The organism is Ruegeria sp. K11 (genome assembly GCF_056531905.1).
In genome coordinates this window covers 236,767-249,919 of record NZ_JBQFMP010000008.1, presented here as the reverse complement: position 1 = coordinate 249,919, position 13,153 = coordinate 236,767, and the positions used below count along the sequence as shown (strand labels likewise).

Sequence of the window (13,153 nt, the reverse complement as noted above, 5' to 3'; positions counted from 1 at the left end):
CTCTGGCCCTCGCCAAAATCCACAAGGTTGACCGCGTCTAAGCGCTATATGGGCGCACAAACACCGGCTTATCGCTCTCAGACAGGTCAGGACGATAGGCATAGTCCCCGGTGTCAAACTCCAGCAAACCCGCCGGATCGGTCAACCGGCGCTGAATGACATAGCGGGCCATTGCGCCGCGCGCTTTCTTGGCAAAGAAGCTCACGATTTTTGGCGTCCCGCCCTTGTCTTCCATAAACACCGGCGTGATCACGCGCAGCTTCAACGCCTTGAGATCAACCGCGCCGAAATATTCCTGACTGGCACAGTTGACCAATATGTTCGAGCCAACCTCGTCCGCCTGCGCGTTCAGCGCTTTGCTCAGCTGGTCGCGCCAGTATTCATACAGGTTCTTACCGCGACGGGTCTTCAACCTGCTGCCCATCTCCAGCCGGTAGGGTTGGATCGCATCCAACGGGCGCAGCACACCATACAGTCCTGACAAAATACGAAGATGATCCTGCGCCCAGCCCATCTCATCTGCATCCAGCGAAGCAGCCTCAAGCCCCTGATAAGTGTCGCCTGCAAAGGCCAACGCGGCGGGACGTGTGGCCTCGACCGAAGGCGCATCCGAGAACGCGCGATACCGGTCGCGGTTCAGGCGCGCCAGATCGTCACTCAGATCCATCAGCTTTTTCAGATCACCGAGCGTCAGGTTGCGGGCGGTTTTCGACAGCCGGATGGCGTCATCCTGAAAATCGGGTTGCGTAACATCAACATGGCGCTCGGCCCAGTCCAGCCTTTTGGCCGGGGAAATCACTACCAGCATATCCGCCCTCGTTTCTTGCCTGATAGGCCGTATCTAGCCCGCTTGCCGCAGCACGTCCAGAAAGGCGGCGCCAAACCTTTCGTGACGACGGTCGCCCAGAACCTGTTCCATCCCGCGCGGATCTTCCGGTCGCAGCTGCGCGACCTTGGCCAGTTGCGAGGCCGAGCAGCTAAGCGGTTTGTCGATCCCCTCGGGCCCGCGCGACAGTTGCGATTGAACCTCAAGCAGCTGGTCGTAAATCTCGCCCTGCTCACGACCGGCCAGCTTACGGCGGGCGGGGTGCAGGGCCTCGGCCTCTCCGGCGATCACCTCAAGGAAGGTGTCGCCATAGCGTTCCAGCTTTTTCGCACCGACCCCACCGATCCGGGCCATATCGTCCAGCGTCATCGGGCGTTTCTCGGCCATTTCAATCAGGGTGCGATCGGGGAAGATGACATAGGCCGGAACGCGCTGCGTCTCCGCCAGCGCGCGGCGTTTGGCTTTGAGCGCGCTCAGCAGCGGCGCGTCCTCTTCGGCCACCATCGCCTTGACCGCAGGGCGGCGGGTGGCTTTGCGGATCGTGTCCTTGCGCAGTTGGATCTGCGCCTCGCCCTTCAGGATCGGCTTGGCGGCCTCGGTCATGCGCAGCGCGCCGTGGCGGTCGGGATCGGGGCGGACCAGATCGTGACCCATCATCTGCCGGAAAATCGCCTGCCATTGCGCACGTGACCAGTCCTTGCCGATACCGTAGGTGGACAGAGCGTCATGACGCCGTGCGCGGATTTTGTCGGTTTCGTTCGCCAACAGGATGTCGATCAGGTGCCCCGCGCCGAACCACTCCTCGGTGCGCAGGATCGCGGACAGGGCCATGCGAACGGGCGTCGTGCCGTCGAACACTTCGGGCGGGCTGTCGCAGAGGTCACATTTACCACAAGGCTCGGCCTGTTCGCCGAAATAGCCCAGCAGGTTCTGGCGGCGACAGGCCAGCGCTTCGGCCAACCCCAACAGCGCGTTCAGCCGCGCATGATCGGCCATACGGCGTTCGGGCGGGGCAAGGCCTTCGTCAATCTGAGACCGGCGCAGCCGGATGTCATCGGGGCCGAAAAGGGTGAGGGTTTCGGCAGGGCCTCCATCGCGGCCCGCACGGCCGATTTCCTGATAATACGCCTCGATGGATTTCGGCAGGTCCGCATGGGCGACCCAGCGGATATCGGGCTTGTCGATGCCCATGCCGAAGGCAACGGTGGCGACCACGATCAGGCCATCCTCGCGCGCAAAGCGGGTTTCGACAATGCGCCGGTCTTCGGGGTCCATGCCGCCGTGATAGTGGCAGGCAGAATGTCCTTCGGCACGCAGGGCCTGCGCCAGCACCTCAGTCTTGTTGCGGGTGCCGCAATAAACGATGCCGGATTGACCCTTACGCGCACTGGCAAAGTCGAGGATTTGTTTGCGGGGGCCATCCTTGGCGGCAAAGGTCAGATGGATATTAGGACGGTCGAACCCCCGCAGGAATTTCCGGGGTTCGGAACCGTCGAACAGTTTCTGAACGATCTCGTCCTGCGTTTCGGCGTCTGCCGTCGCCGTAAACGCCGCCAGAGGCACATTCAACGCACGCCGCAACTCTCCGATCCGCAGGTAATCGGGGCGGAAGTCATGGCCCCATTGGCTGACGCAATGCGCCTCGTCCACCGCGATCAGGCTGACATTGATCCGGCGCAGCATTCCCAAGGCGGATCCGGCGGCCAGCCGTTCGGGGGCCATGTAAAGCAATTTCAGCCGCCCGGCCTCCAGCGCCTCCCACACCGCATCGGTTTCTTCGGGGGTGTTGCCCGAGGTCAGCGCCCCGGCCTCAACGCCCGCTTCCTGCAGCCCGCGCACCTGATCGCGCATCAGGGCGATCAGAGGTGAAATGACCACTGTCACTCCGTCGCGCAGCAGCGCGGGCAATTGAAAACAAAGGGATTTACCGCCACCCGTCGGCATGATCGCCAGCACGTTTTCACCCACCGTCACGGCATCGACAATCTCCTCCTGCCCGGGGCGGAAGGTGTCGAATCCAAAGACGTCTCGCAACAAGGGTGCGGAGTCGAACATGCTTGGGATGGCCCTGTATTAAGGTTTATCTGCTCTTAAGACAGGACCATCACATACTAAGATTCGGTGAACAAGAGGTCAGTAGAAGAACGCGGCATTGTTCGCCAGAATAATGCGCAGCGCAAAGACGCCCAGCAGCACTATCAGTGGGGCCAGATCAAGCCCGCCCATGGGCGGCAACACACGCCGGATCGGTCCGTACATTGGCTCTAACAGCCGGTTCAACCCATACCAAATCTGTGCGACAACCTGCTGATGCAGGTTCAGCACCTGAAAGTTGATCAGCCAACTCATGATTACGTGGGCGATAATCACGAACCAAACGACGCTCAGCAGCATTTGCAGGATTTCATATAGGGACTGCATGGGTACTCCGTTCTTCGATTGCCCTGAGACCTAAGCGCCGGGACGGCAAAGAGCAAGTGGGGTGCACTCAACGCTTGCGCATCTGCTGAAAGCCCCGTCTTATGAATGCAACAAAAACAGGGGCAGAGATGGCCGAGATTTCCAAGCGCAAGCGCATTTGGGGCTGGTGGTTTTTTGACTGGGCCAGTCAGCCGTTCCATACATTGCTGGTGACTTTTGTCTTTGGCCCCTTCTTCGCGGGAGTTGCGGCGCAGTATTACGCGAATACCGGATTAGACACTGATGCGGCGGCGGCGCAGGCGCAGACGGTCTGGGCGAACTGCCTGACCATCACCGGGCTGATCATCGCGTTCGGGGCGCCCTTGCTGGGCGCGATGGCGGATGTCTCGGGGCGGCGCATTCCGTGGATTTTTGGCTTTTCGGTCATGTACGCGGTGGGTTCAGCCGCACTGTGGTACACGCTGCCTGATGGTTCGAATATGTGGTTGATGCTGTCGGCCTTCGGGTTGGGCTTTGTGGGCGCGGAATATGCGCTGATCTTCATCAATTCTCAGCTGCCCGATCTGGGGGATGATGATGAGGTGGGTGAGATATCGGGGTCCGGTTTTGCCTTTGGCTATTTCGGCGGCCTGATCTCACTTGCAATCATGCTGACGCTGTTTGTGGAACAGCCCAACGGCAAGACACTAATCGGGATTGCGCCGATCCTTGGGCTGGATGCCGCCGCGCAAGAGGGCACACGCTTTGTCGGGCCGTTTACGGCGGGTTGGTTCATCCTGTTCATGGTGCCGTATTTCCTGTGGGTGAGGGATGACCCGGACACCCAGAAACAGGGCAGTGTCGGGGAGGCGCTGCAGCTATTGGGCAAATCCATCGCCGCGTTGCGCCACCGGGTCAGTCTTGCGACCTATCTTGGCTCGTCCATGTTCTACCGCGATGCGCTGAACGGGCTTTACAGCTTTGGTGGTGTATACGCGCGTCTGGTGCTGGAATGGGACCTGATCAAGATCGGCGTCTTCGGGATCGTCAGTGTTCTGGCTTCGGCCATCTTTGCGTGGATTGGCGGCAAGATGGATCGGAAATACGGCCCTAAACCAGTGATTTTGGTCGCAATCTGGGTGTTGATTTTCGTTTGCCTCACCGTGGTGTCGATGGATCGGACGCAGGTCTATGGTATCGCGCTGCCCGAAGGCTCAAACCTGCCGGATTTGGTGTTCTTCGGCTGCGGCGTGCTGATCGGCGGGATGGGCGGGGTTCTGCAATCCGCCAGCCGTTCGATGATGGTGCGCCATACCGATCCCGCGACCCCGGTCGAGAGCTTTGGTCTGTACGGCCTGTCGGGCCGGGCCACCGCCTTCGCCGCGCCGTTGCTGATCGGGATTGCAACAACCATGACCGGCAGCGCAAGACTAGGGGTGTCACCGATCATTGGGTTGTTTATTCTGGGTCTATTCCTGATGCGCTGGGTGAAACCGGAAGGGGATCAGAGCAGATGATTTTATTACGTTTTTTGGCCGTTCTGGTAGCTTTGACACTTGCAGGCACGGCGGGGGCTCAACCCTTGGCCAAGCAGCTTTTCGGGGCACAGAAGGTTGGGTCGCAGCAAAAATCAGCCGCGTTCGGCAGTTATTCGCGCGGCTGCGCTGCCGGGTCGGTGCAACTGCCCGAGACGGGGCCCACATGGCAGGCCATGCGCCTGTCGCGCAACCGCAACTGGGGGCATCCGCAGGCGATCGACTATGTGCAGAACCTTAGCCGGTTTGCGGCCAAACAGCCGGGGTGGAATGGTCTCTATATCGGAGATATCAGCCAGCCGCGGGGCGGGCCGATGACCTCGGGGCACCGCTCGCATCAACTGGGGCTGGACATCGACATCTGGATGCTGCCCGGAGATAACATGCGCCTCAGCCGCAAGGCGCGCGAGAATATCTCGTCGATTTCCCTGCGCCGCGCCAACGGGGCCTATGTGAACGGCAATTGGACCAAACAACACCATGCGGTGCTGCGCGAGGCGGCCAAGGACAAGCGCGTGGCGCGGATCTTCGTTTTCCCCGGGGCCAAGGTTCAGATGTGCAACGATGAAAAGGGCAACCGGGCGTATTTGCGCAAGATCAGGCCGTGGTGGGGGCATCACTATCATTTTCATGTGCGACTGAATTGCCCGAAAGGGTCGCGCGGCTGCGTCAACCAGGACCCGCCACCCAAGGGCGATGGCTGTGCAGAGGCGCAGCAATGGGTGCAGAATATCCTCAACCCGCCGCCACCCGACCCGAACGCGCCTCCACCCAAGAAACGCCGCGAATACCGTTTGGCCGATCTGCCCCAGCAATGCGCCGCCGTTCTGCAGTCCAACTGATCGCGGCACTGCTGCTGGCCGGTCCCGTCGCCGCGATGGAGGTCAAAACGGCGACGCATCTGGGCAGTTTCACATGGCGCTCGGGTGTGGATGGGTTCGGCGGATTCTCTGCGCTCCATATCTCGGAGGAAGGCACGCGGATCATTGCGCTCAGCGACCGGGCTCGGCTGGTCACGGCCGGGATTGAGCGCGCAGGTGATGAGATCACGGGCATCACGCTTCTTGACCAGTGGCCGGTTTTGTCCAGCAGCGGGCGCTTATTGCCGGGATATGTGGGCGATTCCGAAGGGATCGCGATGGCACCACATGGCGGGCTTTACATCTCTTTCGAGGGTATTCACCGGGTGGCCTACTATGCCGCACCCGATGCGCCTGCGCGCGTTCTTCCGCGTCCGGATGCGTTCAAGAGCTTGGATGGAAACGGGTCCTTTGAAGCGCTGGCCATTGACACGAAGGGGCGACTTTACACGCTGACCGAAAAGAACCGCACGGTACAGGGTGATATCCCGGTTTACCGCTGGGACGGTGCGCGTTGGTCGACGCCGTTTATACTGCCACCTAGGGGTAAGTTTCTGCCTGTTGCCGCCGATTTCGGACCGGATGGGCGGCTTTACCTGCTAGAGCGCGCCGTGTCGCTGACCGGTTTCCGGTCCCGCCTGCGCCGCTGGCAGATTACTGGCGATGTGCCCAGCTCTGAAGAGATTCTGTTCGAAACCACCACCGGCACACATGACAACCTCGAAGGTCTGTCGATCTGGCGCGATGATCAGAACCGCCTGCGTGCCACAATGATTTCGGACGACAACTTTCTGAGCTTGCAGCGCACCGAACTGGTGGAATATCTGCTGCCCGATTGACAGGGCGCGGCCAAGGGTCTAAACGCACGGCTTGCCTTGGGACGGTCCTGGGGCCAAGTCGCCGCTACCTTGTCAAAACGGGCATCTGAACATGCAACGCTCTTATATTCCCGGCATCATTGCCATGGCCGCCATTGTTGTGGCCTCAAACATTCTGGTCCAGTTTCTGATCTTTGACGGGCTGTTGACCTGGGGTGCTTTCACCTATCCGCTGGCCTTTCTGGTCACCGACATTATGAACCGCGTCTATGGCGTCGCCACGGCCCGCAAGGTCGTGTTCGCAGGCTTTATCACCGGCATCATCTGCTCGCTGATTGGCAGCCAGATCATGCTGCAGGGCGACGGTTTCACCTATGCCGCTGTACCGCTGCGGATCGCTGTCGCGTCGGGAACCGCCTTCCTGATCGCGCAGCTGACCGATGTCACCGTATTCAACGCCATGCGCGGTGGCCGCTGGTGGCGCGCGCCGCTGGTTTCGACTCTGGTCGGATCGGCGCTGGACACCGCGATCTTCTTCACTCTGGCCTTTTCGGCCTCGGTTACCTTCTTCGGTGCCAATGCGGACGCCGCGATCAACTGGGCGTGGGAGCCTGTGCCCTTCATGCTGTCCGGCCCAATGGCCCCGTTGTGGGTGACGCTGGCCTTTGCCGACTGGCTGGTGAAACTGTCGCTGGCTTTGATCGCCCTGATCCCGTTCAAGGTGATCGTTGCCCGCCTGACCGCGGCGCAGCCTGCGTAAAAAAACATTTGGAGATTGGCACAACTTGTGGCACGCTTCTTTTCAACCGCAACAGATAGAAAAGGAGGTGATCCAGTGTCGAGAAAGAGATTGGAGAGAGGTGTCGGAACAACCGGGGGGATCGCCTGCTAGGGCAGCCCTTGGTGGGGCGCTCGCCCCGGCTGGTCGTTTGATCTAACCGACCCGACCTCCTGAACTTTCGAAGGGCCGTCCCGCCGGGGGCGGCCCTTTCTGTTTCCGCAGGGCCCTAGTAAGGTCGCCCTATGTTGCACATCACCGACGATATCATCCTGCAGGATTGGGAAATGACCGAGAGCTTTGTGCGCTCCTCCGGTCCTGGCGGGCAGAACGTCAACAAGGTCTCCACGGCGGTTGAGCTGCGGTTCGAGGCCGCGCGGTCTCCGTCGTTGCCTGATCCCGTCAAGAACAGGCTGAAACGTCTGGCCGGTCGCCGCTGGACCAAAGATGGCGCGATCATCATCCAATGCGAGGAAACCCGGTCGCAGGCCCGCAACCGAGAGATTGCCCGCGCCCGTCTGGTCGAACTGATCACCCGCGCTCTGGTCAAACCCAAGCGCCGGATCGCCACCAAACCCACCTATGGCTCGGTCAAACGGCGGCTTGCGGCCAAAAAGGCGCGCGGGGACGTCAAGGCGCTGCGGGGGAAAGTCTCGGAAGAATAATCTGGTAACTTCGCACGGCCTTGCTAGTCTTACCCCGGCAACGGAGAGCAAGATCATGAGGTTAGAGGGCAAAACCGCAATCGTCACCGGCGGCGCGTCCGGCTTTGGCGCAGGCATTGTGCAGAAATTCCTGACCGAAGGCGCCCGCGTGATGATCGCCGACATCAACGGCGCCGCCGCACAAGACATGGCCGCGCAGCTGGGGCCGAACGCCATGGCGCAGCAAGTGGATGTGGGCGACGGAATCTCCGTGCAGGCGATGGCCGACGCAGCCCATACCGCCTATGGCCAGCTCGACATTCTGGTCAATAATGCGGGCGTTACCCATCTGCCGACCCCGCTGGAAGACGTCAGCGAGGACGATTTCGACCGCGTCGTCACCGTGAACATGAAATCCGTCTACCTGACCGCCCGCGCCTTTGTCCCGCACATGAAAGCGCACGGCGCAGGCGCGATCCTCAACGTGGCGTCAACCGCCGGATTGTCCCCACGCCCGAACCTGAACTGGTACAACGCCTCTAAAGGCTGGATGATCACTGCAACCAAAACCATGGCCGTCGAACTCGCGCCGTCCGGCGTACGCGTAAACGCAATCTGCCCCGTCGCCGGAGAAACCCCGCTACTGAAGTCCTTCATGGGCGAAGACACGCCCGAAATGCGGGCCAAATTCCTGTCGACCATCCCCATAGGTCGCTTCTCGACCCCCGAAGATATGGCCAACGCTGCCTGTTTCCTCTGCTCGGACGAGGCCAGCATGATCACAGGCACCGCCCTCGAAGTGGACGGAGGCCGATGCATCTGACCCGCCCCTTCATCTTTTCACAAATACTCTCGCCGGAGGCAGCGTGCGTCAGCGCGCTCCCCTGCCAACGTCCGCACCCGCGATGACCCCCGGACCCAGAAACCTGATCACCGATGTCCCCGGCCTCAAAGTTGGGAACGCACAGGACGACCGGCTTAAATCCGGAGCTACGGTGCTGACAGCAGATCAGCCCTTTACCGCCTCGGTTCATGTGATGGGCGGTGCCCCGGGTACGCGTGAGACCGATCTGCTGGCCCCCGACAAATCCGTGGACCGCGTCGATGCGATTGCACTGTCTGGTGGATCTGCCTTCGGGCTGGACGCCTGCTCGGGCGTGTCGGACGCTATGAGAGGTGAGGGGCGCGGGTTCCAGGTGGGCTCGGCTATCGTTCCCATCGTTCCGGGCGCGATTCTGTTTGATCTGCTCAATGGCGGTGACAAGGGCTGGGCCGAAAACCCCTATCGCGCCCTCGGCAAGGCGGCCTACCTTGCGGCCTCACAGCAATTTGAACTGGGCACGGCCGGCGCCGGAACCGGAGCTTTGGCGGCCATGCACAAGGGCGGGCTGGGCTCGGCATCACTGGTTCTGGAGGATGGTATCACCGTGGGCGCTCTGGTCGCGGCCAACCCGCTGGGTAGCGTGACAACGCCGGGCGACCGCCATTTCTGGGCCGCCCCATTCGAAATCGATGCCGAGTTCGGCGGTCTGGGTCCAAATCCGGAAGCAGGTTTGGGCCGGGTCCACAACAGCCGCAAAGCGAAGGCCATGCACGGGGGCCCACCAGACCGCGCAAATACCACGATTGCCATTGTCGCCACCGATGCAGCGCTGTCGAAACCGCAATGCCAGCGGCTGGCCATGGCCGCCCATGACGGTATCGCGCGCGCGATCGTCCCGGCACATACGCCTGGTGACGGTGACCTTGTCTTTGGCGTCAGCACAGGCGCGCGGACGACCGCGCCGGACATGCTCGGAATGATTGGCCATGCCGCGTCGCTGTGTCTTGCGCGGGCGATAGCGCGCGCCGTCTTTCTGGCCAAGCCGAGCCCGGGCGACATCCTGCCCTGCTGGTCGCAGCTACATGACTTAGGTTAAGGACGACCAAAGTCGGGCTGTGACACAGTGCCCTCGCGCGGCAATCTGCGCGTTGACTCTCGGCTGCGCCAGCGATCCATTCGGTGCAGCCAATTCCTATCGGAGCAAAAGCTATGAATCGTATTCTTGCCACTGCAATTGCCGGTCTGCTGGCCCTTCCCGCGTATGCGGAAGGTGACGCCGAGGCTGGCAAGAAGGCATTCAACAAATGTAAATCCTGCCACCTGATCGCGGATCCCGCTGGTGAGGTCATCGTCAAGGGCGGCAAGACCGGCCCGAACCTCTATGGTATCGCGGGCCGTACCGCCGGAACCGTCGAAGGGTTCAAATATGGCGACAGCATCGTGGCTGCCGGTGAAAACGGTCTGGTCTGGGACGAAACCACATTCGCGGAATATGCGCAGGATCCAAAAGCCTTCCTGAAAACCTATCTGGATGACACGGCGGCCAAATCCAAGATGACCTTCAAGCTGAAAAAGGGTGCCGAAGACGTCTATGCCTACATCGTAAGCGTCTCGGGCGAATAACGCCCTCGGGAAAATCCTGTTGTCAGGTGCAAAAGGCCGCAGCCCCTGCGGCCTTTCGTGCGATTGATCATAGGGCCGATCAGCGCCACTTTGGTGGAAAACCGATGCTGTGACCCGGATCGGCATATCCGCAACAGGAGGAGACAGATGGGCATCATGATCCCGGCCTGGGTTGATGGCGAATTGACCCCTGTTGAAAAGCTGGAAGCGCATGAAAAAGGCCTGAAGCACAAAGCGGTCTCGGTCTTTGTCGTGCGCGGCACCGAGATTCTTTTGCAGCGCCGCGCGCTGGGCAAGTACCATACGCCCGGCCTGTGGGCGAATACCTGCTGTACCCATCCTGACTGGGGCGAAACACCGTCCGAATGCGCGGTACGCCGTCTGCGCGAAGAGCTTGGGATCACCGGGCTTTACCCCGAATACCGTCACCGGTTGGAGTATCACGCCGACGTCGGCAACAGCATGGTGGAACATGAGGTCGTGGATGTTTTCCTGACCCATGTGCGCGGCCCGCTGAAGATTGAACCCAACCCGGCCGAGGTCATGGAGATTCGCTGGATCGACTACCACGACCTGCTGGCCGAGGTTCAGCGTTACCCCGAACGGTTCACGCCATGGCTCAAAATCTATTTGCACAACCATGCGGACACGATTTTTGGTCCGGACCTGATTATCTCTGCCAAATCCTGACGCGCGCAGGCTTGCAAGGGCCGCACAGGGGGCCTAAATCAACGCGTCATGGCCAAGCAGAAGCAAAAGACAGACCCGAATTACAAAGTCATCGCCGAGAACAGGCGTGCCCGTTTCGATTACGCGATCGAAGACGATATCGAGTGCGGCATCGTACTGGAGGGGTCCGAGGTCAAATCCCTGCGCGCAGGCGGGTCGAACATTGCCGAAAGCTATGCCAGCGTTGATGACGGTGAGCTGTGGTTGATCAACAGCTATATCGCGCCCTATGAGCAGGCGAAGGTGTTCAAGCACGAAGAACGCCGCCGCCGCAAGTTGCTGGTGTCGCGCAAGGAGTTGTCAAACCTGTGGAACGCGACCCAGCGCAAGGGCATGACGCTGGTGCCGCTAGTTCTGTATTTCAACCACAAGGGTCGTGCGAAGCTGAAGATCGGCATCGCCAAGGGCAAGAAGCTACACGACAAGCGCGAGACGCAGGCCAAACGCGACTGGTCACGTCAAAAGCAGCGGCTGATGAAAGACCACAGCTAGGGCGCATTGCGTTTGATTTGAATCGAAATACGCTGCCTCTCCCTGCGGTCGAACGCGCATATCGATAGTCTGACCTCGGATAAACCGCAAAACGCCTAAAACGCCATGGTCGCCTGAACGGCCTTCCGCCAACGGGCGTAAGCGGTATCTCGATCCTGCTGGGACATTTCCGGCTCAAAACGGCGATCCAGCGCCCAGGTTTCCGAAAACTCTTGCTGTTGCGGATAGACCCCGGCTCGCATCCCGGCTAGCCATGCCGCGCCCAGAGCTGTGGTTTCCTGCATCACAGGACGGTCCACGGCTGCCCCAAGGATGTTGGACAGGCCCTGCATGGTCCAATCGGATGCGCTCATTCCGCCATCGACGCGTAAGATCACATTGGCGTCGGCGCCCCAGTCGCCTTGCATCGCCTGCCACAGATCGCGGGTCTGAAAGGCGATGCTTTCCAGCGTGGCGCGAGCGATTTCGGCCCGGCCTGAATTGCGTGTCAGCCCAAACATGGCGCCACGGCAATCCGGCCTCCAATAGGGTGCGCCAAGTCCGGTAAAGGCGGGCACCAGCACCACGTTCTGCGTCAGATCGGCCTGTGCGGCCAAGTCTCCGCTTTGCGGGGCCGCGTCGATGATCCTGAGCGCGTCGCGCAACCATTGCACGGCGGCTCCGGCAATAAAGATCGATCCCTCAAGCGCATAGGTCGTGTGCCCGTCCAACTGATAGGCGATTGTGGTCAACAGCCGGTTTCGCGACTCAACAGGTTTGTCGCCGGTATTCAGCAGCGCGAAACAGCCGGTGCCATAGGTGGACTTCATCATTCCAGGTTGGAAACAGGCCTGCCCGATCGTGGCGGCTTGTTGGTCTCCGGCCACGCCCAAAACCGGGATTTCACCCCCAAACAGTGTCGTATTGCCGAAATCCGAAGCGCAATCATTGACCTCTGGCAGCATGCTCAAGGGCACATCCAGAAGGTCGCAGATCTCGGGGCTCCATTCGCGCTTGTGAATGTCGAACAACAAGGTTCGGGCAGCGTTGGTGGCGTCGGTGACGTGCCTTTGTCCTTCGGTCAGGCGCCAGATCAGGAAACTGTCGATGGTCCCGAACAGCAACTCTCCGTTCTCGGCACGAGCGCGGGCCCCGGGGACGGTATCCAACAGCCACTTGACTTTTGTGCCGGAAAAGTAGGGATCCAGCAGCAAGCCGGTCTGGGCGGTCACGTCATCCTCGCATCCTGCCTGCTTGTACCGGGCGCAAATCTCGGCGGTGCGGCGGTCCTGCCAGACAATCGCATTGTGAATCGGTTCGCCCGTTTTGCGATCCCAGACAACGGTTGTTTCACGCTGGTTGGTGATACCAATGCCCGCGATCTGAGCCGGGGTGACACCGGTGCTGTCCATCACCTCGCGGCAAACACGCAGGACGCTGTTCCAGATCTCGCTCGCGTCATGCTCGACCCAGCCTTCTTGCGGGAAATACTGTGTGAACTCATGCTGCGCGGTGCCTGCACGCTGCATGTCTGCGTCGAACAAAATCGCCCGTGATGATGTAGTGCCCTGATCAATGGCAAGAATATAGGTCACGCCTGCGCCCCTCCCGTGTCGTTTTGCGGGACTTTAGCGCAAACAATGGCA

At 60.6% G+C, this 13,153-nt stretch carries 14 protein-coding genes; 10 read left to right on the top strand and 4 right to left on the bottom strand.

Features of this window, described 5'->3' with window-relative positions; translation table 11 throughout:
• Nucleotides 1–37: 37 nt before the first annotated feature.
• The 3 genes from yaaA to ACR0K4_RS14850 form a co-directional block, all read right to left on the bottom strand.
• Nucleotides 38–808, bottom strand: a complete 771-nt coding sequence (gene yaaA, locus ACR0K4_RS14860; RefSeq protein ID WP_480519151.1) for a peroxide stress protein YaaA — start codon at nucleotides 806–808, stop codon at nucleotides 38–40.
• A gap of 33 nt (nucleotides 809–841) precedes the next feature.
• Nucleotides 842–2,881, bottom strand: a complete 2,040-nt coding sequence (recQ, locus tag ACR0K4_RS14855) for a DNA helicase RecQ (RefSeq protein ID WP_480519153.1) — start codon at nucleotides 2,879–2,881, stop codon at nucleotides 842–844.
• A 78-nt stretch (nucleotides 2,882–2,959) separates the two neighbouring features.
• Nucleotides 2,960–3,247 carry a YggT family protein gene (locus ACR0K4_RS14850; RefSeq protein ID WP_480519155.1) on the bottom strand — a complete coding sequence of 96 codons (288 nt, stop codon included), beginning with the start codon at nucleotides 3,245–3,247 and terminating at the stop codon, nucleotides 2,960–2,962.
• Between the two features lie 128 nt (nucleotides 3,248–3,375).
• On the opposite strand from ACR0K4_RS14850, the gene ACR0K4_RS14845 reads away from it, so the two are divergent.
• The 10 genes from ACR0K4_RS14845 (at nucleotide 3,376) to smpB (ending at nucleotide 11,528) form a co-directional block, all read left to right on the top strand.
• A complete protein-coding gene (locus tag ACR0K4_RS14845) occupies nucleotides 3,376–4,743 on the top strand; it encodes an MFS transporter (protein ID WP_480854599.1) in 1,368 nt (455 codons plus the stop codon).
• The gene (gene mepA, locus ACR0K4_RS14840; RefSeq protein WP_480854598.1) at nucleotides 4,740–5,603 is read left to right on the top strand and encodes a penicillin-insensitive murein endopeptidase; all 864 of its coding nucleotides are present in this window, start codon (nucleotides 4,740–4,742) and stop codon (nucleotides 5,601–5,603) included. The genes ACR0K4_RS14845 and mepA overlap by 4 nt, the downstream gene beginning before the upstream one ends.
• Nucleotides 5,576–6,460 carry an esterase-like activity of phytase family protein gene (locus tag ACR0K4_RS14835; RefSeq protein WP_480519162.1) on the top strand — a complete coding sequence of 295 codons (885 nt, stop codon included), beginning with the start codon at nucleotides 5,576–5,578 and terminating at the stop codon, nucleotides 6,458–6,460. The genes mepA and ACR0K4_RS14835 overlap by 28 nt, the downstream gene beginning before the upstream one ends.
• 91 nt (nucleotides 6,461–6,551) lie before the next feature.
• Nucleotides 6,552–7,199, top strand: coding sequence for a queuosine precursor transporter (locus ACR0K4_RS14830; protein ID WP_480519164.1), 648 nt, complete (start codon nucleotides 6,552–6,554; stop codon nucleotides 7,197–7,199).
• 263 nt (nucleotides 7,200–7,462) lie between these two features.
• Nucleotides 7,463–7,882 carry an alternative ribosome rescue aminoacyl-tRNA hydrolase ArfB gene (gene arfB, locus ACR0K4_RS14825; protein ID WP_480854597.1) on the top strand — a complete coding sequence of 140 codons (420 nt, stop codon included), beginning with the start codon at nucleotides 7,463–7,465 and terminating at the stop codon, nucleotides 7,880–7,882.
• Nucleotides 7,883–7,937: 55 nt separating this feature from the next.
• Nucleotides 7,938–8,684 (top strand): SDR family oxidoreductase, encoded by a 747-nt coding sequence (locus ACR0K4_RS14820; RefSeq protein ID WP_480854596.1) that lies wholly within the window; start codon nucleotides 7,938–7,940, stop codon nucleotides 8,682–8,684.
• Nucleotides 8,685–8,766: 82 nt separating this feature from the next.
• Nucleotides 8,767–9,780: a P1 family peptidase gene (locus ACR0K4_RS14815; protein WP_480519653.1), complete on the top strand. Its 1,014-nt coding sequence runs from the start codon at nucleotides 8,767–8,769 to the stop codon at nucleotides 9,778–9,780.
• A gap of 113 nt (nucleotides 9,781–9,893) precedes the next feature.
• Nucleotides 9,894–10,307 carry a c-type cytochrome gene (locus ACR0K4_RS14810; RefSeq protein ID WP_480519170.1) on the top strand — a complete coding sequence of 138 codons (414 nt, stop codon included), beginning with the start codon at nucleotides 9,894–9,896 and terminating at the stop codon, nucleotides 10,305–10,307.
• A gap of 147 nt (nucleotides 10,308–10,454) precedes the next feature.
• Entirely contained in the window at nucleotides 10,455–10,997 is a 543-nt protein-coding gene (gene idi / locus ACR0K4_RS14805) for an isopentenyl-diphosphate Delta-isomerase (RefSeq protein ID WP_480519172.1), read from the top strand.
• Nucleotides 10,998–11,045: 48 nt separating this feature from the next.
• A complete protein-coding gene (smpB, locus tag ACR0K4_RS14800; protein ID WP_480519174.1) occupies nucleotides 11,046–11,528 on the top strand; it encodes an SsrA-binding protein SmpB in 483 nt (160 codons plus the stop codon).
• 95 nt (nucleotides 11,529–11,623) lie between these two features.
• Here smpB and glpK read toward each other — a convergent pair whose 3' ends face one another.
• Nucleotides 11,624–13,102, bottom strand: a complete 1,479-nt coding sequence (gene glpK, locus ACR0K4_RS14795) for a glycerol kinase GlpK (RefSeq protein WP_480854594.1) — start codon at nucleotides 13,100–13,102, stop codon at nucleotides 11,624–11,626.
• Between the last annotated feature and the right edge of the window lie 51 nt (nucleotides 13,103–13,153).